The sequence below is a fragment of the Planotetraspora thailandica genome (assembly GCF_016863335.1).
Classification (GTDB): domain Bacteria; phylum Actinomycetota; class Actinomycetes; order Streptosporangiales; family Streptosporangiaceae; genus Planotetraspora; species Planotetraspora thailandica.
Map to the genome: position 1 here is coordinate 68,205 of NZ_BOOR01000043.1, position 22,018 is coordinate 90,222.

At 68.8% G+C, this 22,018-nt stretch carries 26 protein-coding genes; 11 read left to right on the top strand and 15 right to left on the bottom strand.

All coding sequences use genetic code 11. From position 1 onward, the window contains the following. Positions 1-20 precede the first annotated feature (20 nt). The 3 genes from Pth03_RS26595 to Pth03_RS26605 all read right to left on the bottom strand — a co-directional run bounded on the left by Pth03_RS26595 (position 21) and on the right by Pth03_RS26605 (position 3,747). Positions 21-932 carry an oxygenase MpaB family protein gene (locus Pth03_RS26595; RefSeq protein ID WP_203947123.1) on the bottom strand — a complete coding sequence of 304 codons (912 nt, stop codon included), beginning with the start codon at positions 930-932 and terminating at the stop codon, positions 21-23. 12 nt (positions 933-944) lie between these two features. After that, positions 945-1,823: an alpha/beta fold hydrolase gene (locus tag Pth03_RS26600; protein ID WP_203947124.1), complete on the bottom strand. Its 879-nt coding sequence runs from the start codon at positions 1,821-1,823 to the stop codon at positions 945-947. 229 nt (positions 1,824-2,052) lie between these two features. Continuing rightward, positions 2,053-3,747, bottom strand: a complete 1,695-nt coding sequence (locus Pth03_RS26605) for a DEAD/DEAH box helicase (RefSeq protein WP_239119382.1) — start codon at positions 3,745-3,747, stop codon at positions 2,053-2,055. A 391-nt stretch (positions 3,748-4,138) separates the two neighbouring features. On the opposite strand from Pth03_RS26605, the gene Pth03_RS26610 reads away from it, so the two are divergent. The 4 genes from Pth03_RS26610 (at position 4,139) to Pth03_RS26625 (ending at position 6,288) form a co-directional block, all read left to right on the top strand. Beyond that, a complete protein-coding gene (locus Pth03_RS26610) occupies positions 4,139-4,810 on the top strand; it encodes a ferritin-like fold-containing protein (RefSeq protein ID WP_203947126.1) in 672 nt (223 codons plus the stop codon). 68 nt (positions 4,811-4,878) lie between these two features. Continuing rightward, entirely contained in the window at positions 4,879-5,217 is a 339-nt protein-coding gene (locus Pth03_RS26615) for a VOC family protein (protein WP_203947127.1), read from the top strand. A 12-nt stretch (positions 5,218-5,229) separates the two neighbouring features. Then, positions 5,230-5,568: an ArsR/SmtB family transcription factor gene (locus Pth03_RS26620; protein ID WP_239119383.1), complete on the top strand. Its 339-nt coding sequence runs from the start codon at positions 5,230-5,232 to the stop codon at positions 5,566-5,568. Between the two features lie 222 nt (positions 5,569-5,790). Continuing rightward, a complete protein-coding gene (locus Pth03_RS26625) occupies positions 5,791-6,288 on the top strand; it encodes an SRPBCC family protein (RefSeq protein WP_203947128.1) in 498 nt (165 codons plus the stop codon). 92 nt (positions 6,289-6,380) lie between these two features. Here Pth03_RS26625 and Pth03_RS26630 read toward each other — a convergent pair whose 3' ends face one another. The 5 genes from Pth03_RS26630 to ligD (Pth03_RS26650) all read right to left on the bottom strand — a co-directional run bounded on the left by Pth03_RS26630 (position 6,381) and on the right by ligD (Pth03_RS26650) (position 9,509). Then, the gene (locus tag Pth03_RS26630) at positions 6,381-6,611 is read right to left on the bottom strand and encodes a DUF3107 domain-containing protein (RefSeq protein ID WP_203947129.1); all 231 of its coding nucleotides are present in this window, start codon (positions 6,609-6,611) and stop codon (positions 6,381-6,383) included. Positions 6,612-6,685: 74 nt separating this feature from the next. Next, positions 6,686-7,327 carry a TetR/AcrR family transcriptional regulator gene (locus Pth03_RS26635; protein WP_239119384.1) on the bottom strand — a complete coding sequence of 214 codons (642 nt, stop codon included), beginning with the start codon at positions 7,325-7,327 and terminating at the stop codon, positions 6,686-6,688. Between the two features lie 65 nt (positions 7,328-7,392). Further along, positions 7,393-7,593 (bottom strand): Rv3202a family protein, encoded by a 201-nt coding sequence (locus Pth03_RS26640; protein WP_203947130.1) that lies wholly within the window; start codon positions 7,591-7,593, stop codon positions 7,393-7,395. 51 nt (positions 7,594-7,644) lie between these two features. Beyond that, positions 7,645-8,532: a non-homologous end-joining DNA ligase gene (ligD, locus tag Pth03_RS26645; RefSeq protein WP_203947131.1), complete on the bottom strand. Its 888-nt coding sequence runs from the start codon at positions 8,530-8,532 to the stop codon at positions 7,645-7,647. Next, complete coding sequence (gene ligD / locus Pth03_RS26650) at positions 8,529-9,509, bottom strand: non-homologous end-joining DNA ligase (RefSeq protein WP_203947132.1); 981 nt, start codon at positions 9,507-9,509, stop codon at positions 8,529-8,531. The genes ligD (Pth03_RS26645) and ligD (Pth03_RS26650) overlap by 4 nt, the downstream gene beginning before the upstream one ends. A gap of 77 nt (positions 9,510-9,586) precedes the next feature. On the opposite strand from ligD (Pth03_RS26650), the gene ku reads away from it, so the two are divergent. After that, positions 9,587-10,501 (top strand): non-homologous end joining protein Ku, encoded by a 915-nt coding sequence (gene ku, locus Pth03_RS26655; protein ID WP_203947133.1) that lies wholly within the window; start codon positions 9,587-9,589, stop codon positions 10,499-10,501. Positions 10,502-10,714: 213 nt separating this feature from the next. Here the strand turns inward: ku and Pth03_RS26660 are convergent, their stop codons facing one another. The 5 genes from Pth03_RS26660 to Pth03_RS26680 form a co-directional block, all read right to left on the bottom strand. Further along, on the bottom strand, positions 10,715-11,026 hold the full coding sequence (locus Pth03_RS26660) for a hypothetical protein (RefSeq protein WP_203947134.1): 312 nt from the start codon (positions 11,024-11,026) through the stop codon (positions 10,715-10,717). Positions 11,027-11,715: 689 nt separating this feature from the next. Next, on the bottom strand, positions 11,716-11,964 hold the full coding sequence (locus tag Pth03_RS26665) for a hypothetical protein (protein WP_203947135.1): 249 nt from the start codon (positions 11,962-11,964) through the stop codon (positions 11,716-11,718). 655 nt (positions 11,965-12,619) lie between these two features. Beyond that, positions 12,620-13,048 carry a hypothetical protein gene (locus tag Pth03_RS26670; protein ID WP_203947136.1) on the bottom strand — a complete coding sequence of 143 codons (429 nt, stop codon included), beginning with the start codon at positions 13,046-13,048 and terminating at the stop codon, positions 12,620-12,622. Between the two features lie 152 nt (positions 13,049-13,200). After that, entirely contained in the window at positions 13,201-13,602 is a 402-nt protein-coding gene (locus Pth03_RS26675) for a hypothetical protein (protein WP_203947137.1), read from the bottom strand. 324 nt (positions 13,603-13,926) lie between these two features. After that, on the bottom strand, positions 13,927-14,301 hold the full coding sequence (locus tag Pth03_RS26680; protein ID WP_203947138.1) for a hypothetical protein: 375 nt from the start codon (positions 14,299-14,301) through the stop codon (positions 13,927-13,929). Between the two features lie 343 nt (positions 14,302-14,644). On the opposite strand from Pth03_RS26680, the gene Pth03_RS26685 reads away from it, so the two are divergent. Both Pth03_RS26685 and moeZ read left to right on the top strand, forming a co-directional pair. Next, positions 14,645-15,556, top strand: a complete 912-nt coding sequence (locus Pth03_RS26685; protein ID WP_203947139.1) for an alpha/beta fold hydrolase — start codon at positions 14,645-14,647, stop codon at positions 15,554-15,556. A 99-nt stretch (positions 15,557-15,655) separates the two neighbouring features. Further along, on the top strand, positions 15,656-16,834 hold the full coding sequence (moeZ, locus tag Pth03_RS26690; RefSeq protein ID WP_203947140.1) for an adenylyltransferase/sulfurtransferase MoeZ: 1,179 nt from the start codon (positions 15,656-15,658) through the stop codon (positions 16,832-16,834). 64 nt (positions 16,835-16,898) lie between these two features. On the opposite strand, the gene Pth03_RS26695 is transcribed toward moeZ, so the two are convergent. After that, a complete protein-coding gene (locus tag Pth03_RS26695; RefSeq protein WP_308442384.1) occupies positions 16,899-17,276 on the bottom strand; it encodes a winged helix-turn-helix domain-containing protein in 378 nt (125 codons plus the stop codon). Between the two features lie 41 nt (positions 17,277-17,317). Continuing rightward, a complete protein-coding gene (locus Pth03_RS26700; RefSeq protein ID WP_203947142.1) occupies positions 17,318-17,785 on the bottom strand; it encodes a hypothetical protein in 468 nt (155 codons plus the stop codon). A 147-nt stretch (positions 17,786-17,932) separates the two neighbouring features. Between Pth03_RS26700 and Pth03_RS26705 the strand changes: the two genes are divergently transcribed. The 4 genes from Pth03_RS26705 to Pth03_RS26720 are packed head-to-tail and all read left to right on the top strand — an operon-like array spanning position 17,933 to position 21,953. Continuing rightward, positions 17,933-18,652 (top strand): hypothetical protein, encoded by a 720-nt coding sequence (locus Pth03_RS26705; RefSeq protein WP_239119385.1) that lies wholly within the window; start codon positions 17,933-17,935, stop codon positions 18,650-18,652. Further along, positions 18,646-19,887 (top strand): S8 family serine peptidase, encoded by a 1,242-nt coding sequence (locus tag Pth03_RS26710; RefSeq protein WP_203947143.1) that lies wholly within the window; start codon positions 18,646-18,648, stop codon positions 19,885-19,887. Before Pth03_RS26705 ends, Pth03_RS26710 begins: the two co-directional genes overlap by 7 nt. Before the next feature lie 9 nt (positions 19,888-19,896). Continuing rightward, positions 19,897-20,772, top strand: coding sequence for a hypothetical protein (locus tag Pth03_RS26715; protein ID WP_203947144.1), 876 nt, complete (start codon positions 19,897-19,899; stop codon positions 20,770-20,772). After that, positions 20,766-21,953, top strand: coding sequence for a S8 family serine peptidase (locus tag Pth03_RS26720; protein WP_203947145.1), 1,188 nt, complete (start codon positions 20,766-20,768; stop codon positions 21,951-21,953). Before Pth03_RS26715 ends, Pth03_RS26720 begins: the two co-directional genes overlap by 7 nt. The last annotated feature ends 65 nt before the right edge of the window (positions 21,954-22,018 follow it).

Consider the following 22,018-nt stretch of genomic DNA (forward strand, 5'->3'; position numbering starts at 1 on the left):
CTTGGGTTCAGGCGCTGGGCTCAGGCGGCGAGCCGCCCGGGGCGGCGGCTGGGGTCGACCAGCCCCCGCAGGCCCTTGCTGACGTCGTATCCCGCCGCTCCCAGCCGTTCGCGTGAGGCGCGGAGCATCTCCCTGGTCGAAGGCGTGAACGCGCGCTGGTGCAGCGATTCCGGCAACGAGTTGGTCACCTTCCTGAACGCCTTGAGCGCCAGCGTCACCGCGGCCTGCGGCACCTCGGGCAGCACGCCGTACATCGTCCTGGCCCAGTCGGGCAGCGAGTAGTAGCACAGTGCGCCGAACGGGAAGTACAGCGGCTTGCCGGGGGCGAGGAAGCGCAGATCCTGGGGCATGCGCGGCCACAACAGGAACTTCACCGCGGCCGTCGCCTCCGGTATGGGACGCAGGCGCGGCCGGATCTCGGCGAAGTAGGCGTCCATCTCGGCGACCGAGCCGGGCACGTCCTCCGGGTGGAGGCCCACGTAGGCCGCGCTGCGCCGCTGCTCGGCCAGGTAGCGGTCGGCCACGCTGTCGGAGATCGGGGCTCCGGCTCTGCGGACGATCTCCAGGTAGGACGTCACCTCGGCGCAGTGCACCCAGAGCAGCAGCTCGGGATCGTCGACCCGATGTTTCCTGCCGGTCTCCGGGTCGTGGATGCGCAGGGTCCGGTGGATGTCCCGCACGCGCCTGCCGACCTCGTCGGCCTCGGCTGGGCTGCCGTACGTCACCCGTCCCACGAAGTCCGCCGTACGGCGCAGCCGGCCGAACGGGTCCTCCTGGAAGTTGGAGTTCTGCCAGACGCCGAGCATCGCCAGCGGGTGCAGCGCCTGCAACATGAGGCCGCGCACTCCGCCGACCCACATGCACCGGTCGATGTGCACCCGCCAGGTGGCCGAGTCGGGCGCCTGGGCGGTGAGGCCGTCGATCGTCGCCATGTGCCGGGGCCCTCAGCCGCGCTGGAGCAGCCGGCTCTCCGCGGCGTTCCAGAACCTCGTCAGGGCGGCGGCCGTGGTCTCCGGAGCCTCCACGGCGGGGGAGTGCACCGAACCGGGGACGACGACGCACTCGGCCGACAGCCGGTGCGCCATCTCGGCCTGCAGGACGGGCGGCCACCCGTCGTCGTGCTCGCCGTACAGGACCAGGAGGTCGAGCCCGCTGCCGGCCAGATCGTCGACCCGGTCGCGGGCGTTCAGCACCTGGTCGGCCATCGCGAGGAGGCCGGCGGGTGAGTTGGCGAGCAGCCGCTTGCGGAGGAAGGCGACGATGTCGTCGGGCACGCCGGCCCTCAGCGCGTCCGGCTCCATCCGGTTGGCCCACAGGTAGTCGATGCCGTGCTCGGGCAGCTCGGTCAGCATGATCCGGCCGGCCCGCTCCCGCGGGCCGATGATGCCCGCCGGGCCCGAGCTCATCAGCGTGAAGGACGCGAGCTGCGCGTTGCCCTTCAGCACGGTCTCGCGGGCCACGAGCCCGCCGAAGGAGTGGCCGAGCAGGTGCACGGGCTCGCCCGCGCCGACGTAGGCGGCGATGGCGTCCACGTCGGCGCCGAGGGACGCGCAGGTGTACGCCTGGGGATCATCGGGCCCCGGAGTCTCGTACTGCCCGCGCATGTCGACCGCGATCACCCGCCGGCCCGCCTGGGCCAGCGTCTGCAGGACCGCGAGGAAGTCCTCCTTGCTGCCGGTGTATCCCGGCACCAGGAGGGCGGGCCACCGCTCGGCGACGCCGCTCACCGGCAGGGCTTCCAGGGCCGCGAACGAGCCGACTTCGGTCTCGATCTGAAGGACGGTGACCCCGGGAGGAAGGGTAAGGAATCGCGGCGTACTCACGAGGTCTCCTCTGCCCCACCGAGGGGTCGCGGAACAGGTCGGCCGAAGGGCCCGGCCAGGCTCCACGCCCCAGATCGGCTGATGTGCCTGTCGGCTGCTTCGCTCACGTGGCATCACGATACCGAGCGAAACCGGTCGCGACACCGCCGAAAACCTGATGCAGGTTGCGGCCGGTCATCGCGCATGCCTCATGCCGAAGTCCATACCCACTGAGCGGGGAAGCTCCCGCTCAGCCCGTACGGCGAGGCCGCGGCCGGTTCGACCCGCGCCGCGCCTGGGCCCGCTCCGTCGCCGCCGACGGCGCGGGGTCGTCGTCCTCGGTCGCGAGATCGGGGGACTGGAACACCACGACGAAGGGGCTGGCCGGGACGATCCGCTCAGGCTGCCGCACCGGACGGTCGTCCAGGATGTCTCCGACCGGGACGGCGGACACGGGGGCGGCCGACACGGGGGCGGGAGCGTCTTCCGCGACGGGCGCGGGCGCCGCCACCGGCTCGGCGGCGACCTCCGGCTCCTGGGCCCGCGTCCTGCGGCGCCTGGCCGGCCTGTCGGCGGCGGGCTTTTCCGGAACGGGCGTCTCGGCCTCCACGACCGGCGGCTCGGCGACCGTGTCGACGAGATCCGCGACGGCAGGCGGAGCGGAATCCACGGTATCGGCCTCCTGCATTCGGCCGCCTCTGGTACGGCGGCGCTCGCGGGTGCGGGCGGGGCGCTGGCGGCGCTCCTCTTCGTCGTCGTGCCTGCTGCGGGAGCGGACGCGGCCGGTCTCCCCGAGGTCCTCGATCTCCTCGGCGGCGAGACCGGCACGGGAGCGGCTGGCGCGCGGGAGCACGCCCTTGGTGCCCTCGGGGATGTCGAGGTCGGTGTAGAGGTGGGGCGAGCTCGAGTAGGTCTCGACCGGGTCGGCGAAGTCGAGCCCGAGCGCGTTGTTGATGACCTTCCAGCGGGTGAGCTCGGTCCACTCGACGAACGTCACCGCGACGCCCTTGCGGCCGGCCCTTCCGGTGCGGCCGATCCGGTGCACGTAGGTCTTCTCGTCCTGCGGGCAGTCGTAGTTGACCACGTGGGTGACGTCGTCGATGTCGATGCCGCGCGCCGCCACATCCGTGGCCACGAGCACGTTGATCTTGCCTTTGCGGAACGCCCGCAGGGCCTGCTCACGCTGCCCCTGCCCGAGGTCGCCGTGCACGGCCGCGACCGCGAAGCCCTTGTCCTTGAGCTGCTCGGAGACCATGTCGCAGGCCCGCTTGGTCTCGCAGAACACCATCGTCAGCCCCGAGCCCTCGCTCTGGAGGAGCCGCGCGAGAATCTCGATCTTGTCCATGCGGTGGGTGCGGTAGACGAACTGCTTGACCTGCGGAACGGTCTCGGCCTCGACGTCCCCGTGGTCGGCGCGCACGTGCGTGGGCCGGCTCAGGTAGCGGCGCGAGAGCGCGACGATCTCACCGGGCATGGTCGCGGAGAACAGCATCGTCTGCCGCGTCTCGGGGACCAGCTTGATGATGCGTTCCATGTCGGGCAGGAAGCCGAGGTCGAGCATGCGGTCGGCCTCGTCGAGCACGAGCATGGTGATCTGGCCGAGGTCGAGGTGCTTCTGCTTGACCAGGTCGAGGAGCCGTCCGGGGGTTCCGACGACCACGTCGACCCCGTTCTTGAGGGACTCGATCTGGGGCTCGTAGGCGCGTCCGCCGTACACGGTGAGGATCCGCGAGCCGAGCTTTCCCGCGGCGAGGACCAGATCCTCGGTGACCTGCACGGCGAGCTCACGGGTCGGGACGATGACCAGGCCGCGGGGTTTTTTGCGGTTCTTTCTCGGCTTGCCGACCAACTGGAGCATGGCGACGCCGAAGGCGTAGGTCTTGCCCGTGCCGGTGCGAGCCTGGCCGATGACGTCCTGGCCGGCGAGGGCCAGAGGGAGCGCCATCTCTTGAATTGGGAACGGTGAAGAGATGCCCTCGGTCTCGAGGGCATCGGCGATCTCCGGGATCACTCCCAGGTCTCGGAACGTTGTTGTCAGCTTGGCCTGCCTCAATCGGTCGAAGGCGGGCCCTTCCGGAACATCCGACCGGCAGATCTTTCCCGGTTCGGGTCCTCGCGGACGTCACACCCTCGTCATGATCAGCGACCGCGACATCCAATAACTGGGGGATCGGAGCCGAGCCCCGGATCAACATAGTGCGGTCGCACCTTCAGAGAGCAGTCTACTCGATACCACAACGCGGAACCGATTTCTGCTTCTTCTGGCTAAAAGTCTCGCGCGGCGGGGCGTATGAGGACCTGGCGGACGTGTGACTTCGGCCACGTACGCTGCACCCATGACTGATTCCTCATCCGCCCACTCCTCCGGCGTTGTGGACCTGCTGGGGGTCCTGGCGTACGCGGAGCTGACCGCGTTCCTCAAGCTCGCGGAGGACGCCGGGCTGCTGGCCCCGACCCTGAACGACAGGGCCGAGCTGAGCGACGTGGCGGCGACTGAATACGGCCATTTCCGGGTGCTGCGCGACAAGTTGTCCTCTCTCGGGGTGGACCCGGAGGAGGCGATGGCGCCGTTCGTGGACGCGATCGACGCCTGGCACGCGCAGACCAGGCCGAGGGACTGGCATGAGGCGCTGGTCAAGGCGTATGTCGGCACCGGCATCGCGGGTGACTTCTACCGCGAGGCCGCCCGGCATGCCGAGGAGTCGATCCGCCTGCTGGTCGACGAGGTGCTGGCCGACGAGAGCCGTTCGGAGTTCGTCGTCGAGCGGGTGCGGGCGGCGATCGAGGCCGACCCCCGGCTGAGCGGCAGGCTCGCGCTGTGGGCGCGCCGGATGGTCGGGGAGGCGTTGAGCCAGGGTCAGCGGCTCGCCGCGATCCGGCCCGAGCTCGCCGCGATGCTGGCGGGCGAGGGCGGCGAGGACCTTGCGGAGATCGGCAGGTTGTTCGCCCGGTTGACCGAGCAGCACGGCAAGCGCATGGCGGCGCTCGGGCTGACCCCTGGAGGCTAAGCGTTAGTTGACACTTACGATAGTAATGACTTACTTTCATGGGGCAGTCCTATGAAGGGAGCATGACCATGGGTCGACCTGTGGTGTTCTTCGACATCGCGGCCACCGACGCGCCCGCACTCTCCGGCTTCTACAGCGAGCTCTTCGACTGGCGGATCGACGCCGCCAACCCGATGGGATACGGGCTCGTGGAGGCTGGGGAGGGAGGCATCCCCGGCGGCATCGGATCTGGCGAGGCCAAAGGGGTGAGCATCGTCGTCGCGGTCGACGACGTGCAGTCATACCTGGACAAGGCGGAAGCTCTGGGTGGGAAGACGCTCATCCCGCCGTATGACGTGCCGGACACAGGTACGCTCGCGGAGTTCACCGACCCCCAGGGCAACCGCATCGGGCTCTGGAAGCGCTGACAGGAGCGACGCATGACCGAGCCGATGGATGAGGCACTACGCGCGATCGCGGAGCCGCGCCGCCGTGCCATCCTGCGGCTCGTCGCCGACCGGGAGATGCCGGCCGGCCGTATCGCCGAGCACTTCGAGGTGACCAGGCCGGCCGTCTCCCAGCATCTGCAAGTGCTGAAAGAGGCCGGTCTGCTGGTCGAGCGGCGTGAGGGCACGAAACGCCTCTACCGGGCCCGGCGCGAGGGCCTTGCGCCGCTCCGGCAGTTCCTCGAGGAGATGTGGGACGAGTCGCTCGACTTCGCCCGGCGCATCGCGGAGGAGGAACGCGGCGTCTCCGATCGGCGATCACAGGCGGGATGAGATCCGGTCCGCCGATCGAGGAGGAAAAAGCGCCGAACGGGTTGTACCGTGCGAGTATGAGGGCCTCGCGCCGCTACGGCAGTTCCCTGACCAGATGTGCGCCGAATCGCTGGACTTCCCGCGCTGTGTTGCGGAGACAAAGCAGGCAATGCCCCGCCGGCGGGCAGGGGAGAGGTGACACTCACGGCGCGGAACATCCCCGTCGCCCGCGCGGGTGCGGCTATGGCGGGCACTGAACCCGTTCCGCCGATCCACAGGTCGGTGCTCGTCCGCAGCGACCGTGACCACGTCTTCGAGGTCTTCGTGCGCGAGATCGGTCAGTGGTGGCCGACGTCGTCCCATTCGCTGGGCAGCGCCGAGGTCGTCGCCGTCACCGTGGAACGGCACGCAGGAGGCCGGGTGTACGAGACCGGGGCCGACGGCACCGAGTGCACATGGGGGAAGGTCCTGGTCTGGGAACCGCCGGAGCGGTTCGCCATGACCTGGGAGTCCACCCGCTACGAGCACGGCAGCGGCCGGGGGCGGCTGTCGCCGGAGGGAGCGGTGACCGAGGTCGAGCTGCGGTTTCTTACGCTCGGCCCCGCGCTGACCCGAGTCGAGCTGGAGCACCGCGGCTGGGACCGCCTCTCGCCCGACCTCGCCCGCCGCTACCCCGGCAGCTACACCGCGGGATGGACCCTCATCCTGGACCGCCTGACGGCCTACGCCGAAGGTCGTTGAACCGTACGGTCACACCGGCCCGGTCACGGACTCCCCGGGGGAGTCCGGGTCCGGTACGGCGGAGGGGGTTAGAGGGTCAGAGGGTCAGAGGATTAGAGGGTGCCGCCGAAGCCGACCGCACGCTGCTCGTCCTCGCCGATCTCGACGAATCCGAGCGAGGACACCGGCACCACGACACGGCGGCCTTTGACGTCGGTTATGGAGAAGACGCCCCTGTCCGCGGCCAGGGCGTTGCGGAGCTCCTCCTCGATCTGCTCGGCCGACAGGTCGGTCTCCACAATGATCTCGCGGTGCACCGACTGCACGCCGATCTTGATTTCCATCGGGCTCCCCTTTCACGAGGGCTGGTACTACCCATCGTCGTCGCCTCTCGGAGTGGCGAGCCCCGTGATCGCGTCTAGCGAACAGGATTTCCCTCGGCCGCCGTCATCGGGAAGCCGCTGATGCCGCGCCAGGCGAGGCGGGCCATCAGCTGCGTGGCCGCCTCCTTGGGGATCGAGCCCTTGCTGGACAACCAGTAGCGGGCGCTGACCTCGGCCATGCCGACCAGGCCGACACCGAGCAGGTGGGCGTCGTCGCTGGAGCAGCCCGTGTCCTCCTGGATCACCAGGCTGATCGCCTCGGCGCTCTCGCGCAGGGAGCGCTCGATGCGCTGGCGCACCGGCTCGGCGTTGCGAAGGTCGGACTCGAAGACGAGCCGGAAAGCCTCACCCTGGCTGGAGACGAAGTCGAAGAACGCGCCGATGGCCGCCTGGACGCGCTGCTTGTTGTCTGTGGTGGAGGCCAGCGCCTCCCGGCAGCGGCCCACCATGTCGTCGACGTGCATGTCGAGGAGCGCGAGATAGAGCTCCAGCTTGCTGGGGAAGTGCTGGTAGAGGACCGGCTTGCTCACCCCGGCACGTTCGGCGATCTCATCCATCGCGGCGGCGTGGTAGCCGTTCTCGACGAAGACCTCCTGGGCTGCGCCCAGCAGTTGGCGGCGGCGGGCCATACGGGGCAGCCGGGTGCCCCGGGGCTTGGCTTCCGGGGTTGTGGTCACGGCAGTCTCCTTGATCGGGGGGCTCGCCGCCCCAGGCGTCCCATCCTACGTGGCGGGTGACCAGGTCAGCGATATTCCTCGTCGTCGCCGAGGTCCACGGAACGCCCCTGCTCCGTGACGTCCGCGGGGTCGGCGTCGAAGGGGACGTGCTCGGGCCAGGGGTCCTCCTGGGAGCCTCTGAGGGGCCGGTGCTGCTCCACGGCGTCCGCCTCGGGCGTCTCGATCGAGAGCTCGTCGACGCCGTCGAGGGGGTCGATCTCGGACATGTGCCCTCCTCCGCTTCGCACCTTCATACGCCGGCTGCGACAGATCCCACACTACGGCGCGGGCCGGAGAGGCCCGAACAGGTCGCCGTGCCGCTCCACCCGTGCCAGGGCGTCCGGCGCGGTGAACACCAGACGGGCGGCGTCGTCGCACGTCTCGACCTCCTCCCAGAGCAGCGGGGTCGAGGTGGTGGGCATGGGGTTGGCGCGCAGCGAGTAGGGCGCGACGGTCGTCTTGGCGGGGTTGTTCTGGCTCCAGTCGATGAACACGCGGCCGGGCCTCACCTTGCGGGCCATCACGCTCGTCACCTCGGGATGCGCCTCCTCGAGGCGCCGCGCGAGCGCCTTGGCGTAGTCGGCGGTGCCGGGCCCGCGGTCCCACGGCACGTAGAGCTGCATACCCTTGTTGCCGCTCGTCTTCGGGTAGCAGTGCAGGCCGTCGTGGTCGAGCTCGTCCCGCAGCAGCAGGGCGACCCGGCAGCAGTCCACGATGTCGGCCGGGGAGCCGGGGTCCAGGTCGAAGACCAGGGTGTCGGGTGGCTGCGGCCGCCCCGCCTGGTCCACCCGCCACATCGGGACGTGGAACTCGATGGCCGCGAGGTTGGCGTAATAGACGAGGGAGGGCAGGTCGTCGATGATCGCGAAGTCGATCGTGTCGCGGTTCTTGGTGCTGCCCGGCACGGGGAGGGTCGCCTTGCGGACCCATTCCGGGGTGTGCGCGGGGGCGTTCTTCTCGAAGAAGGACTGGCCGTCGACACCGTTGGGGAAACGTTTCACCGTCAGGGGCCGCCCGCTCAGGTGCGGGATCATGGCCGGGGCTGTTCGCGTGTAGTAGTCGATGACCTCCGCCTTGGTGAACCCGGAGGCGGGATAGAGCACCTTGGTCAGGTTGCTGAGGGTCAGCTCGTGGTCCTCGACCTTGACGCGCACCTTGCCGGTCACGCCCGCTGCTCCTCTCGGCGTACGTCCGAGGGGATCTTGTCGGGCCGGACCCCGCGCCAGACCGAGTTGCGCAGGCGTCCCTCGTGCGTCCACATCGTGAAGGCGACCTCCCCGACGATCTCCGGCCGCACCCAGCGGGCGTCCTTGCCGATCTCTCGGGGGAGCTCGCGCGAGAAGGCGCTCCGCCCGACCTCGAGAGGGGCCAGCAGCCGGTACATGTCGTCCAGCATGACATCGGTGAACCCGGTGCCCACATGGCCGACGAAAACGAATTCGGTCGGCGCGGCGTGCCCGGCCGTGCCGTACATGCCGAGGAGGAGGGAGCCGACGCCGCCGGCGCGGCGGCCCTTTCCCGGCCGCCATCCGCCGATGACGACGTCGGCCGTGGCGAGGTTCTTGACCTTCACCCACCAGTCGGTGCGGCGCCCCGGCCGGTACGGAGAGTCGAGCCGCTTGGCCACCACGCCTTCCAGGCCCTGCATGCGTGTGGCCTCCAGAACGTCGGGGTCGCAGGGCAGGTAGGGCGGCACGTCGAGGCCGAGCGAGTCGAGCAGTTCCCTGCGGTCCCGGTACGGCAGGTCGAACAACGGGTGCCCGTCCAGATAGAGCAGGTCGAAAGGCATGTACGTCACGGGGACGAGGCCGAGGAGCCCGGCGGCGGCCGGGTCGGCGACGTGCATACGCCGCTGGAGGAGCTCGAAGCTGGGCCGCCCGCGCGCGTCGAACGCGACCACCTCGCCGTCGAGGACGGCGGTGCGCCCGGCGAGGGGAGCGACCGCTCGCGCGATCTCCGGGTAGCGGGAGGTGCAGTCGGCGCCCCTGCGGCCGGTGGCGCGCACGCTCCGGTCGGCGCCCTGGCCGACGTAGACGACTGCCCGGACGCCGTCCCACTTCACCTCCAGGGCGTACGCGGAACAGTCCAGGGGGAGGTTGCCGGCGACCGCGAGCATCGGTTCGACCGGGTATGGCATTGCCATAGTGGGTACCTGCCCATGAGGTAACTCCCTTGAATCCCACTATGGCGGTATTCGAACACAGAGACGAGAATGTGGTCATGCGCAGCATCTGGAAAGGCGCCATCTCGTTCGGACTGGTCACCATCCCCGTGAAGCTGTATTCGGCGACCGAGCAGAAGGACGTCGCCTTCCACCAGGTGCACCGGGCGGACGGCGGGCGCATCAAGTACCGGCGGATCTGCACGATCGACGGTGAGGAGGTGCCGTACGCCGACATCGCGAAGGGGTACGAGCTGGCCTCCGGCGAGATGGTCGTGCTGACCGACGAGGACTTCGCGGACCTGCCGCTGACCACCTCTCGCCGGATCGACGTGCTGCAGTTCAGCCCCGCCGAGCAGATCGACCCCATCTATTTCGCCAAGTCCTATTACCTCGAGCCCGACTCCCAGGGGGCCAAGCCGTACGTGCTGCTGCGCGACGCGCTGGAGCGGTCGGGGCAGGTGGCGATCGTGAAGGTGGCGCTGCGCCAGCGCGAGGCGCTGGCGACGCTCCGGGTCCGCGACGGGGTGTTCGTCCTCGAGACGATGCTCTGGCCCGATGAGGTGCGTGAGGCGGACTTCGCGTTCCTGGAGGAGGAGGTCGACGTGCGGCCTCAGGAGCTCAAGATGGCGGAGTCGCTGATCGAGACGATGGTCGCCGACTTCGATCCGGAGGAGTACCGGGACGCCTACCGTGAGGCGCTCCAGCAGGTCATCGAGGCCAAGGTGGCCGGCAAGGAGGTCGTGGCCGCCGAGGCTCCGGCCGAGCCCGGCCCCGCGGTCGACCTGATGGCCGCGCTTCGCGCCAGCGTCGAGGCCGCCAAGAAGGAGCGGGAGGGGGCCGCCGCGCCCAAGAAGAAGACCGCGGAGAAGGCCTCCGGCAAGGCGGCGGAGAAGTCAGCTCAGAAGTCCTCTGAGAAGGCGGCTGACAAAGAGGCGGAAAAGGCCCCCGCCAAGCGCCGCCGTTCGGCGTGAACAGGCACTCTGTGGAGTTGTCGCCGGGGTCGCCCCGGCATCTGTGAGGGCTCCGGTGGGGTGATCCACCGGAGCCCTCGCCTCTACGCCCCTTGGAGCGGGGCTCCGTTCAGGCTGGGAAGCGGCCCAAGACAGGTCGATGCGTCACGAGACCTCGCAGGTCTCTCCACCTCTCAGCCCGGGGCGCGGAGCTCATCGCGACGGGCCGCGCGGTTAGCCGATGACGACGTCGTTGCCGCGCGCGTTGCGGTCCAGGCGGACGTGGTTGAACGTGCGGTGGTTGCTGTTGTGAATGCGCATGCGGTTGTGGCCGCAGCGGAAGAAGCCGCGGTGGCAGCCGCCGCCGCAGCGGTTGCCGCCCCGCCAGAAGCCGCCGCCGCCGCAGCCGCCGCCGCCCCAGCTGGCGATCGTGGCAGTGCTCGCGCTCGCGGTCGTGGTGGTGGTGGCAGCGCCGAGCGCGACGGCCCCACCGGTCAGCGCCGTGCTGATCGCGAGCCCTGCGATGATGTTCTTGTACTTGGGCATTGCGTGTCCCCCTTGAAAGGATCGATTGCCCTTATCGGCGACGCTTCCTCGAATGAAGAGAAATGTCGCTGATAACCCCTAATGGGCCATCTTTCGTGCGATGGGTTAATTGCCGGGAAGGTTGGGCTACAAACGGCGGATTGGCGCTTTTGATTGCTTATTGTCTCTTTATGGACCAGCATAGACCATTAATGACGCCTTTGTCATGAAATGTCCGATTCAGCGGGCGGCGGGTCACGTGTGCAGACGCCTCCGGTCGGCCCAGCTCCTCCGCCATGTGCAGGCCGTTTTCCGCAGCCATCTCACAAGGGCCATCTCGCCGGCCAGGTCTCTTCTCGGCCGGCTCCTCCCGGGCCGCCTGTGACCGTTACCGCTTCCACGGCCCCCGCTTCTGCTGATGCGCCGTCTTCGGTCCGGGCTCTCCGTGCGGCATGGCCCGCATTGTCCGGGGCGTCCTCTGTACGGCGTGAGCAGGCTGGAGGCTGTTCTGTGTATGGACGAGCATGTGGACGTGAAAGGGCGAGAGCCCCGGCGGATCGTCCCGCCGGAGCTCTCGCCTGTATGCATGGATCGAGCCTGGATATTCGCTTGAGAACCACTCCAACAGACGGCGAGCCTCAGATTCCGGCGGAAGCGGGCCTGCCGGTCATCGGCTTATCCGTCGCCGAGGCTCGTCCTGGAACGCTCGGTCAGCGGTCCCAGTGGTTGCGCTCGTCGTGGAAGCGGTGGCACTTCTTGTCGAACTCGTTGAAGTTGACGAAGGCCTTACCGGCGCCGACGGTGAGGTTGGTGAAGTCCTCGTTGAAGAACTCGTTCTTGTTGCGGTCCATGTCCCAGGGACCGCTGGCGCTCGCGGACGTAGCGCCGAGGGTGATGGCGCCACCGACAAGGGCGGTGCTGACAGCGAGGCCGGCCATGACGTTCTTGAACGTGGGCATTGGGTGTCCCCCTTGAAAGGATCGATTGCCCTTATTTGCGACAATTTCCGAGATAGAGATAATGTCGCCGATAACCCCCGAAGTGGCTATCTTCCTGCGCTGTCTTGATTTCCAGTGATCTCGCCGTACAAACGATGATCTGATGCTTTTAAGTGGTTATTAGGTCTATATAGACGGCCTCATACAAATAATGACAGTTTTGTCCTGTATGTCCGATTCTGGATCAGCATTCCGGGGGCCGTGTCGTCCGCGGGTGCTCCGTCGCATCGGGGCTCATGACGCTGGCTGGATGACGCCTCGCTTCCAGGACGGATCGGTTGCGCGGATAGGCCGCAAGGGGCTCGGGGCGGGCACGCGCAGCCGCTCGAACGGTCGCGTGGGGTGCGGGACACGAGCTGGACGGCGGCAAGGGGTGGGGCGCCGGGTAACGCCGGGGAAATGGTGGAGGGCTCCGCGGCCGATGCCGCGGAGCCCTCGCTATGTATCGGAAATAGACGGCGCGTTCCTGAGCGGTCCGATGCGGCTCAGGAGGCGATGCGGATGAAGGCATCTGGTTTGCGGTTCCAGATCCATGCGGTCACGACCGGCCGTGGCGGCCGCCGTGGCCCCTCCTTGTGGTGTTTCTGTGTCTTACGTGCCTCTTTGTGCGTCTGTGCTACTCGGCGATGTCGTAGTCGTAGTCGTAGTGCGCCGACTTCGTGACCGTCTTGGTTACGGTGACGACCGGCTGGGCCTTTGCCTTGGACTCGGACTCGGACTCGTTGTCCTGCTTCTGCTGCGGGAACGACTGGTTGTCGGACTTCTGGAAAGGCGTGATGAGCAGCGTGAAGTCACGCAGCAGGTGCTGGCGCTGGAACTGGTGCTCCCGCGCGTGCTGCCGCTCGTGAATCCTGTTCCAGTTACGGTTGTGGTTGCGGTGGCCGCGGCCCCAGCCGCCGCCGCCGCAGCCGCCGCCGCCGCAGCCCCCCATGATGGTGGTGGCGCCCGCGGACGTGCTGGTCACCGCGGTGCCGAGGGCGACGGCCCCACCGGTCAGCGCGGTGCTGATGGCGAGGATTCCCACGAGGTTGTTGAGCTTGGACACTTTCGTTCCCCCTGTAACAGTGCTTGTTTCGGTGCGCAGGCGTCGTGGCGGCCGGCGCGAGAATCGTTTTGGCCGTGCCCGTGCTCGGTGATCAGGCTTCAGGACCCCGACCCGCGAGCACGGGCACGTGCGGTCCGTTCGCGGCCCGCGGATCACTCGGAGTAGTAGGACTTGTCCTTCGACTGGGAGTCGGAGTCGGAGTCGGTGTCCTGCCTCTGCCACGGGCTCGTCTCGTTGTCGGACTTCTGGAACGGCGTCACGACGAGCGTGAAGTCGCGCAGCAGGTGCTGGCGCTGGAACTCGAACTGACGCTCGTGCTGACGCTGACGGCTGTGGTTCCAGTTGTGGTTGCGGTTGTGGTTACGCCCCTCACGGAAGCACACCTGCTTGTGGCAGACGGGCCGCGAGACCACGGCGCGAGGAGCCGGGGCCGGAGCGGGCACGCCGCCCATGACGACGGACGCGCTCGCGGCGCTCGCGCCGATGACGAGGGCGCCACCGGTCAGCGCAGCGCTGGCGGCGAGAACGCCCATGACGTTGCTGAGCTTGAACATTTTACTTTTCCCCTTGATAAATATGTTTGCCGCACACGCGAAGTCCCGTTACGTCGTTGTCGGGATTTCGCGTGGCAGAAAGCAGGAACGTTGGCTGTGCGGGCGCCGGAAGACCGATGGGTTTCCTGCGAATGAAGGAGAAGACCCCGGCTGGGTTCCGTGCGATGGTGGCCGGAATGGCTCCCGGTCATATGCCGGTGATGTGCCCGCGCTCGCCGGAGCGCCATTTCCAAGCGGAATTCGCGATGCCGGCGGGCACGGGCGGGCGTCTCACCCTGTGGTCACCGCCTGCGCGGCACGGAGACTAGGCGGCCGCACGGTTGGTCACTCAGTTGTGCCGTAGTACGGGTGGGACTTCGACTCCGAGTCCGACTCCGACTCGTTGTCCTGCCTCTGCCACGGGGTGGCCTGGTTGTCGCTCTTCTGGAACGGCGTCACGACCAGGGTGAAGTCGCGCAGCAGGTGCTGACGCTGGTGCTGGTGCTGACGCTCGTGCTGCCACTGGTGGTTGCGGTTCCAGTTGCGGTTGTGGTTCCGGTGGCCCCGGCCGAAGCCGCCGCCGCAGCCGCCGCCGCCGCAGCCGCCCATGACGACGGCGGCGTTCGCGGAGGTGCTCACAGCGGTGCCGAGAGCGACGGCCCCGCCGGTCAGCGCGGTGCTGATGGCGAGAACCCCGACGAGGCTCTTGAAGTTGGGCATTTCGTTTCCCCCTTGAAAGGACTTTTGCCCTCTGCTCTGACTTTTCCCATTTGACTGGGAAAATGTGCATCTGGCGACCCTTAGTAGGTCATCCCTGCATTGTCTTGTTTTCCTTGGCGGCTGAGCGACAAACAGCGATCGGCGGCTTTTGCCATCCGCTTATCTCTTTATTGACGACGTTGAGCCAATAGCGCTGAGTTTGCTGTTAAATGTGATTTATGTCCGATTTGAAATGTCCAATTATGAGCGGAATTCGCGGATATGTGAGGTGGGGTTCTCTCTCTGGCCCTGCCGTACGGCAGGCGGCTATCGTCGAAACAGAGGGCGAACAGGGGGAGGACGCGTGGGTGTCGTACCGATTCCGTCGTGGCCGGGGGAACTCGTCGAGATGGGGAAGACGCGAGTCCACGTGAGGTCCACGCCAGAGGGGCCGCCGGAGAGCGCCGTGTTCGTGCACGGCCTGGCCGGATCGGCCACCAACTGGACCGACCTGATGGGCGAGCTCGCCGGTGAGGTCAGGGGTTACGCCGTCGACCTGCCGGGCGCCGGGTATTCACCGGAGCCTGCGGATGGCGACTATTCGGTGGACGGCCACGCGGGCGTGGTCGCGCGGCTGATCGAGCAGGTGGGAGGCCCTGTCCACTTGTTCGGCAACTCCATGGGAGGGGCCGTCTCCGTCCGGGTGGCAGCGACCCGGCCCGATCTGGTCAAGTCGCTGACGCTGGTGTCCCCGGCGCTGCCCGACCTGCTGCCCCGGTTCGGCCCCGCCCGCGTGGTGGTGTCGGCCGCACCCCGCCTGGGCGAGCTGGCCGTGCGGCGGCTCAGCGCCATCCCGCCGGAGAGGCGGATGCGGGCCACGCTCAGCTGGTGCTATGCCGACCAGAACAACATCCACCCGCAGCGCCTGCGCGAGGCCATTGAGGAGTTGCGCCGCCGCGACGGCGTTCCGTACGCGGCGGCGGCGATGGTGGGCTGCGCCCGGGCGATCGTGAACGAGTACTTCCGCACCGGGCCCGCCAACCTGTGGCAGCAGGCCGCGCAGATCATCGCGCCCACGCTCGTCATCTACGGCCTGCGCGACAGGCTCGTCGACGCGCGGATGGCCCGCAGAGCCGGCCGCATCTTTCCCAATGTGCGGGTCGTCACAATTCGCGGCGCGGCCCACGTCGCCCAGATGGAATTTCCCGGCGTCGTCGCCAGGGAGGCGCGTCGGCTCATCGTCGAGGCATTGAGGCCCGCCGCGCGAACAGCGTGATTGGGGAATGCGGGGACACCCCGGTTAAGTTGTGAGAAGGGCTTGTGATGGGCCCATGGAGCCGATGGCGACCATTGGCGCGAAAACGGGAGTGGAACTGTGTCGTTGCCACCGCTGGTAGAACCGGCAGCTGAGCTGTCGGTCGACGAGGTGCGCCGCTACTCACGCCACCTGATCATCCCTGACGTGGGCATGGCAGGGCAGAAGCGGCTCAAGAACGCCAAGGTGCTGTGTGTGGGCGCGGGTGGCCTCGGCTCTCCTGCCCTGCTTTACCTCGCCGCGGCCGGGGTCGGCACCCTCGGCATCGTCGATTTCGACATCGTGGACGAGTCGAACCTGCAGCGCCAGATCATCCATGGCCAGTCCGACGTGGGCCGCCTCAAGGCGGAGTCGGCGGCGGCCAGCGTCCGGGAGGTCAACCCGAACGTCAACGTGGTGATCCACAACGTTGCCCTCACCAACGACAACGTGATGGACATCTTCTCGGGCTACGACCTGATCGTGGACGGGACCGACAACTTCGCGACCCGTTACATGGTCAACGACGCGGCGGTGCTGCTCGGCAAGCCGTATGTCTGGGGTTCCATCTACCGCTTCGACGGCCAGGCGAGCGTGTTCTGGGCCGAGCACGGCCCCTGCTACCGCTGCCTCTACCCGGAGCCCCCGCCCCCCGGCATGGTGCCCAGCTGCGCCGAGGGCGGCGTTCTCGGCGTCCTGTGCGCCTCGATCGGCTCCATCCAGGTCAACGAGGCCATCAAGCTCATCACCGGCATCGGCGAGCCCCTCGTCGGCCGCCTGATGATCTATGACGCGCTCGAGATGAAGTACCGCGACGTCAAGGTCCGCAAGGACCCCGAGTGCCCGCTGTGCGGCAAGAACCCCTCGATCACCGAGCTCATCGACTACGAGGCGTTCTGCGGCACCATCTCCGACGAGGCCCAGCAGGCCGCGGCCGGGTCGACCATCACGGCGGCCGAGCTCAGGGACATGCAGGAGCGGGGCGACAACATCTACCTGATCGACGTCAGGGAGCAGAACGAGTACGAGATCGTCAACATCCCCGGCGCCGTGCTGATCCCGAAGGGCGAGTTCCTGAACGGCTCCGCTCTGGAGGGGCTGCCGCAGGACAAGAAGATCGTCGTGCACTGCAAGTCCGGCGGCCGGTCGGCGGAGGTCCTCGCGGTCCTCAAGAACGCCGGCTTCTCCGACGCCGTCCACGTCGGCGGAGGCGTGCTGAGCTGGATCAAGACCGTGGATCCGAGCCTGCCCACCTACTGATCGACCGTCCGTACGGCCGCCGCCCTCGCCGACCGAGGCGGCGGCCGTACGCATGCCGGGATCTTCAGCGGGGCAGGATCGTCAGCCCGCTCGGTGCGACGATCCGCTGCAGGTTCCGCACATATTCGGCGAATGCCGTACGGCCTTGCCCGGTGAGGCTGAGCCACGTCTTGGGCCGCTTGCCCACGTATCCCTTGCGGATCCGCACGTATCCGGCCGTCTCCAGGGCGCTCGCGTGCTTGGACAGCACCGAGTCGCTGATGCCGAGCGTGTCCCTGACGAAGCCGAACTCGGCCTCTTCCGCCGCCGCCAGCGCCGACACGATCTGCAGGCGGGTCGGAGCGTGGATCACGGGGTCGAGTGTCACAGGGTCGAGCGTCACGGGGTCGCCGGCTGCGAAGCCGGAATCGGCCGCCCCCGGGCGCACGGTGACGGAATTCACGCCGCCCGAACCGTTCTCAGGGCTTGAATGCGCGGGCCCCATCACGCGCCTTTCTCGATCTTTCGGGCGATCAGCCGGGAGATCCTCCGTGCCACAAGGGGCCCGGTCGCCGCGATGAAGGCCGTCATCGCGAGTGCGGCATATGTCCGAGCGTAGGAGATCCCCGCGGCGTCCAGCCGCAACGCCAGAGCGAGACAGAGGCAGAAGCAGAGCACCAGCCATCCGCCGAAGACGGCGAACCCACCGCCCGACTGGAGGCTGCGATGGGCGGTCATCCGGCGGGTTTTGACCAGCACGGCGACCAGGGCGCCGAGTCCGGCGCACAGCACGATCCCGAGGCCCGCGCTGAGGGGGACGGGAGTGCCGGGTTCGGTGACGGCCTGCATCCCGGTCACGAACAGGGACACCCCGATCACGTACCACGTCGGAAACCACGGCTGCGCCGTCACCGCCCTGGTCTGCGTCTCGCGGATGGTCGCCAGGCTTCGTGCGGCTTCGTCAGGGTTCATGGGGCTCCTCACCGAGTCTCTTTCCATCTTGGAAAGTATTTTCCACTTTCCATAACGTCAAGTACTTTCCAGGGCATTTGGTGAGATAGCCGCCCAGGGTGGCGTTAAGGTCGCTGGGTAACACCGCGCCGAGCGAGCGGAGATCCGGTGAGTGAACGGCGGGTATGGCCGGCCCTGGTCACGGCCTCCACGCTCACCCTGATCTGCGCGGTCGTGGCGGTCGTCGCAGCCGGAGCCGCAGTGGCGGAGCTCACCCGCGGGCCCAGCCCGGCCGAACTGCAGCGGGCCGAGGCCGCCGAGCTCGCCGGGCGCTGGGCCGCGTGGCCCGCCGGCAAGATCTTCCCCGCGACCCTTCCCTACGTCGACGAGCAGGGCAGCAGTGAGAAGGCCCACCGGGTCGGCATCTCCTCCAGGACCGACTGCGACGCGGCCGTGGACGCCGCCCTTCAGCCCGCGCTCAAGGCCGTGGGCTGCAAGGCGATCCTCCGGGCCACGTACCTCGACGCGCTGCAGGGCACCGTCGTCACGATCGGGGTGGCCGCCTTCCCCGACTCCGCCTCCGCCTCGGCGGCCAAGTCGGCCCTGGCACGCGGCGGAAAACCGTCCCCGGGGCTGCGCGCCCTCTCCTTCACCGGCACCGTCACCGACCGCTTCGACGCCGCCAGCCGCCAGTCCGCCACCCAGCGCCAGGCCGGGCCGTACGTGGTGCTCACCACCGCCGGCCAGGTGGACGGGCGGCCGGCGGCGGCGCTCGGCAAGCAGCGGCCGGGCATGTTCGGCTTCACCGGCGACCTGGCCCAGGCCGTCGTCAGGATCCTCTCGGCTCCCTCACCCGCCGCGTGCGAGGCCGAGGCGTCGCCGTGCTGAGACGCCTCGCCGCCGGCGCCCTCGCGGCCTTCACGGCCGTGGGCGTGCTCCTCCCCGGCACGGCTCTCGCCGACCAGATCCGGGACAGCCAGCAGCCGGTGCTGAGCACGCTGGGCGTGTCGGCCGCGTGGAAGGCGACGAAGGGGAGGGGGGTGACGGTCGCCGTTCTCGACTCCGGCGTCGACCCCGGGCATCACGACCTGGCCGGATCGGTGATCACCGGCAAGGACTTCACCGTCGGCGCCAACCCCAAGAACGCGAAGCCTGTGCGTCTGCACGGCACCTACATGGCGTCGCTGATCGCCGGCCACGGGCACGGCCCGGGCGGAGGCGACGGCGTCATAGGGGTCGCGCCCCAGGCGAAGATCCTCTCGGTCCGGGTGATCCTCGAGGACGAGGAGCCGGGCTTCAAGCGGTTCAACTCCGATCCGCGGTTCGCAGGAGTGGTCGCCAAGGGCATCAGATACGCCGTCGACCAGGGCGCCGACGTGATCAACCTGTCGATCTCGAAGGAGAGGCCGACCGAGCCTGAGCGGGAGGCCATCGCCTACGCGATCTCCAAGGGCGTGGTCCTGGTCGCCGCCGCCGGAAACGACGGGACGGGCAAGCGCGTCGGCCCGTATTCCTACCCGGCGGCCATCCCCGGTGTGATCTCGGTGGCGGCGGTCACCCCCGCGCTGCTGCACGCCTCGTTCTCGAACAGGAACTCCTCCGTCCTGGTCTCGGCTCCCGGCGTCGACGTCCTCGGCGCGGGCCCCCACGATGAGTACTGGATGGGCAAGGGCACGTCGCAGGCCACCGCGCTGGTCTCGGGGGTCGCCGCGCTGATCAAGGCCCGGCACCCGTCGATGTCTCCCGCCCTTGTGGCGCAGGCGCTCGCGTCGTCACCGGTACGCAAAGGCCCGTACAACACCGGCACCGGGTTCGGGGTGGTCAACGCCTACCGGGCGCTGAAGGCGGCCGACGGACTCGCCCGCCACGGGATCACCGCGAAAGGCCCGGGGGTCCAGGATCCGGAACACTCCCTCGACGGCCACGCCGCCCCGAAGCATCTCGCGGCCGTGGCTCAGCGCGACCAGCGAAGCCTCGTCGTCTACGCCCTGATCGCCGGCGTCGCCTCCCTGGGCGCGATCATCAGCCTGACCGTGCTCATCATGCTCGTACGGCGGGCACGCGGGGAGAAAGACGACGATCTCGCCATGTCGCCCCCTCAGCCTTCAGGCCTCTCGACGTAACATCGAATCATGCCGCCCGAGCAGCCCCGGACACGGCCCGATGGCCGGCGCGGACTGCCGCTCGGCTCGTCCGCCGGCCGCCTCCGCGCGCGCCCGTGGCCCGCGTCGCGGCGCAGGGCCGCCGCGGTCCAGGCGCTGAAGGAGCGGGAGGAAGTCGCCCGCGGCCTCAGATTCCGTGCGGTCTTCATGACGCTGATGGGGGTCGTGCTGGCGGTGGCGACCCTCGACGTGCTGCTCGGCTCGCTCGGGCTGTTCCTGGAGACGCGATCCCGGCCCCTCACCGACGCCGAACGCGCCAAGTACGTCGCCGACGACATCGCCAGACGATGGCAGGCATGGCCCGTGGGCATGGTCTTCCCCGAGGAACTTCCGTACAACGGTCTGGGCCGGGCCCAGCAGTACGCCCGGCGGGTGGGGGTGGCCCCGGAGACCACCTGCACGACCGCCGTGGACTCACCCGTCGCCTCGGTCCTGGGCGAGCAGGGCTGCCGGACGATGCTGCGGGCCACCTACGTCGACCAGACCTCGACCTTCGCGATCACCGTGGGCGTCGCCGTGCTCAGGGACGAGGACGCGCGGATCGACGCGGCGAGCAAGCTGCCGGTGGACGACCGTGTGGGCGTGCGGCCAGTCGCCTTCCCCGGCACGGTGACCGACAATTTCGGGGCGGCCCAGCGGCAGCGGACCGGCTGGGTGGCCGCCGGGCCGTACATCGTCTTCTCCACCGTGGGGTACACCGACGGCAGGACCCGTGAGTCCGTGCCCCTGGAGGAACAGCTGAACAGCGAGATGTGGCCCACCGCCGAATCGATCGCCGGGAGGATCGCGCGTTCTCTGGGAGAACCGCCCGACGTGCCACGCTGCACCCAGGGGAACGTGTGCTGAGGCCCGCCGCGTTCGGCGGGGTCCTGCTCGCGGCAACCTTCGCGGTGGCCGTCGCCGCACCCGCCCTGCCCGCCTCAGCGGCACCCGCCTACGCGCCGGGGTCCGGAGGAGAGGGCTGGGCCCTCGACGCGATCAACGCCAGGGAGGCGTGGAAGACCACCAAGGGAGCCGGGGTCACCGTCGCCCTGCTGGGAGCGGAACGGCCCGACGGCGACGTGCCCGAGCTCAAGGGCAGGGTCACGCACGGGCCGGACCTGACGGGTGCCCTGTTCGGCGACGACATCGCCATGCCGGGGAACGACACGACCGCGGCGGCCTCCCTGATAGCGGGAAACGGCGGCTCCGGAGTCGCGCCCGAGGCACGGATTCTTTCCGTGCCGGTCGCGGCGGCGGAGCCGGACGGCGCCGACGCGACGGACCCGGAGACCGGCGTCGGCGGCGGGGCGCAGGACAGCTCCCTGGCCCGGGGCATCAGGTATGCCGCGAGCCACGGTGCCTCGGTCATCTGCATCACGATCGCCGGCTATGGGGTCGACCGGGCCGACCGCGAGGCCGTCTCCTACGCCCTTTCGCAGGGGGCCGTCCTGGTCGCGGCGGCGGGGGACGGCGGCCAGTCGGTCTACGCCAAGCAGAACGACACCTCCTACTGGCGTTTCCCGGCGGGTTATCCGGGCGTCATCGGCGTGGCGAGCGTTGACAGTGAGGGCCGCAGAGCCGGTTTCAGCAGCGACAACCTGTCGATCCTGGTTGCGGCGCCCGGCGCGGACGTCCCCGTGGTCCTGGCCGGAGGTAGGCACGGCACGGTGTCGGGAACCGGCGCGTCGAGCGCCCTGGTCGCGGGGACCGCCGCCCTGATAAAGGCGAAATATCCAGGGCTGGCGCCGGAGCTCGTGTCGAGGGCGCTCACCTCGACGTCGCGCCCGCACCCGGCCGCCGGATACGACGAGAAGGTCGGGTTCGGCGAAGTCGACGCGGCCGCGGCGGTGGCCAAGGCGGCCGAGTTGGTGGGTTACGGTCCCGCCGTTCCCGTTCAGGACGACGCCCATTTCGGAAAGGGCCCGTTGTCCGAAGGACCCATGCGCCCCGGCCCTGATCCGGTTAGGCTCTGGATCTACGGAGTCGCCGCCCTTCTCGGCCTGGGCGGATTCGGTGTCGCCGTCGTCGCCCTCAGCCGCCGGTGATCACATGTTGGCCGCCATTTGGCGGCGTTTCGGGTTTCGGTGACAGCGTGAGGTCAAGTTTCGCT

What these genes read in the sequence shown, in the direction of transcription:
- Pth03_RS26625 (WP_203947128.1), top strand. Translation starts at nt 5,791, where the DNA reads ATGGCGGGCACTGAACCCGTTCCGCCGATCCACAGGTCGGTGCTCGTC.
- Pth03_RS26660 (WP_203947134.1), bottom strand. Translation starts at nt 11,026, where the DNA reads ATGCCCAAGTACAAGAACATCATCGCAGGGCTCGCGATCAGCACGGCG.
- Pth03_RS26595 (WP_203947123.1), bottom strand. Translation starts at nt 932, where the DNA reads ATGGCGACGATCGACGGCCTCACCGCCCAGGCGCCCGACTCGGCCACC.
- Pth03_RS26715 (WP_203947144.1), top strand. Translation starts at nt 19,897, where the DNA reads ATGCCGCCCGAGCAGCCCCGGACACGGCCCGATGGCCGGCGCGGACTG.
- Pth03_RS26700 (WP_203947142.1), bottom strand. Translation starts at nt 17,785, where the DNA reads ATGAACCCTGACGAAGCCGCACGAAGCCTGGCGACCATCCGCGAGACG.
- Pth03_RS26680 (WP_203947138.1), bottom strand. Translation starts at nt 14,301, where the DNA reads ATGCCCAACTTCAAGAGCCTCGTCGGGGTTCTCGCCATCAGCACCGCG.
- Pth03_RS26630 (WP_203947129.1), bottom strand. Translation starts at nt 6,611, where the DNA reads ATGGAAATCAAGATCGGCGTGCAGTCGGTGCACCGCGAGATCATTGTG.
- Pth03_RS26610 (WP_203947126.1), top strand. Translation starts at nt 4,139, where the DNA reads ATGACTGATTCCTCATCCGCCCACTCCTCCGGCGTTGTGGACCTGCTG.
- Pth03_RS26620 (WP_239119383.1), top strand. Translation starts at nt 5,230, where the DNA reads ATGACCGAGCCGATGGATGAGGCACTACGCGCGATCGCGGAGCCGCGC.
- ligD (WP_203947132.1), bottom strand. Translation starts at nt 9,509, where the DNA reads ATGGCAATGCCATACCCGGTCGAACCGATGCTCGCGGTCGCCGGCAAC.
- Pth03_RS26640 (WP_203947130.1), bottom strand. Translation starts at nt 7,593, where the DNA reads ATGTCCGAGATCGACCCCCTCGACGGCGTCGACGAGCTCTCGATCGAG.
- Pth03_RS26665 (WP_203947135.1), bottom strand. Translation starts at nt 11,964, where the DNA reads ATGCCCACGTTCAAGAACGTCATGGCCGGCCTCGCTGTCAGCACCGCC.
- Pth03_RS26605 (WP_239119382.1), bottom strand. Translation starts at nt 3,747, where the DNA reads ATGGCGCTCCCTCTGGCCCTCGCCGGCCAGGACGTCATCGGCCAGGCT.
- Pth03_RS26615 (WP_203947127.1), top strand. Translation starts at nt 4,879, where the DNA reads ATGGGTCGACCTGTGGTGTTCTTCGACATCGCGGCCACCGACGCGCCC.
- Pth03_RS26675 (WP_203947137.1), bottom strand. Translation starts at nt 13,602, where the DNA reads ATGTTCAAGCTCAGCAACGTCATGGGCGTTCTCGCCGCCAGCGCTGCG.
- ku (WP_203947133.1), top strand. Translation starts at nt 9,587, where the DNA reads ATGCGCAGCATCTGGAAAGGCGCCATCTCGTTCGGACTGGTCACCATC.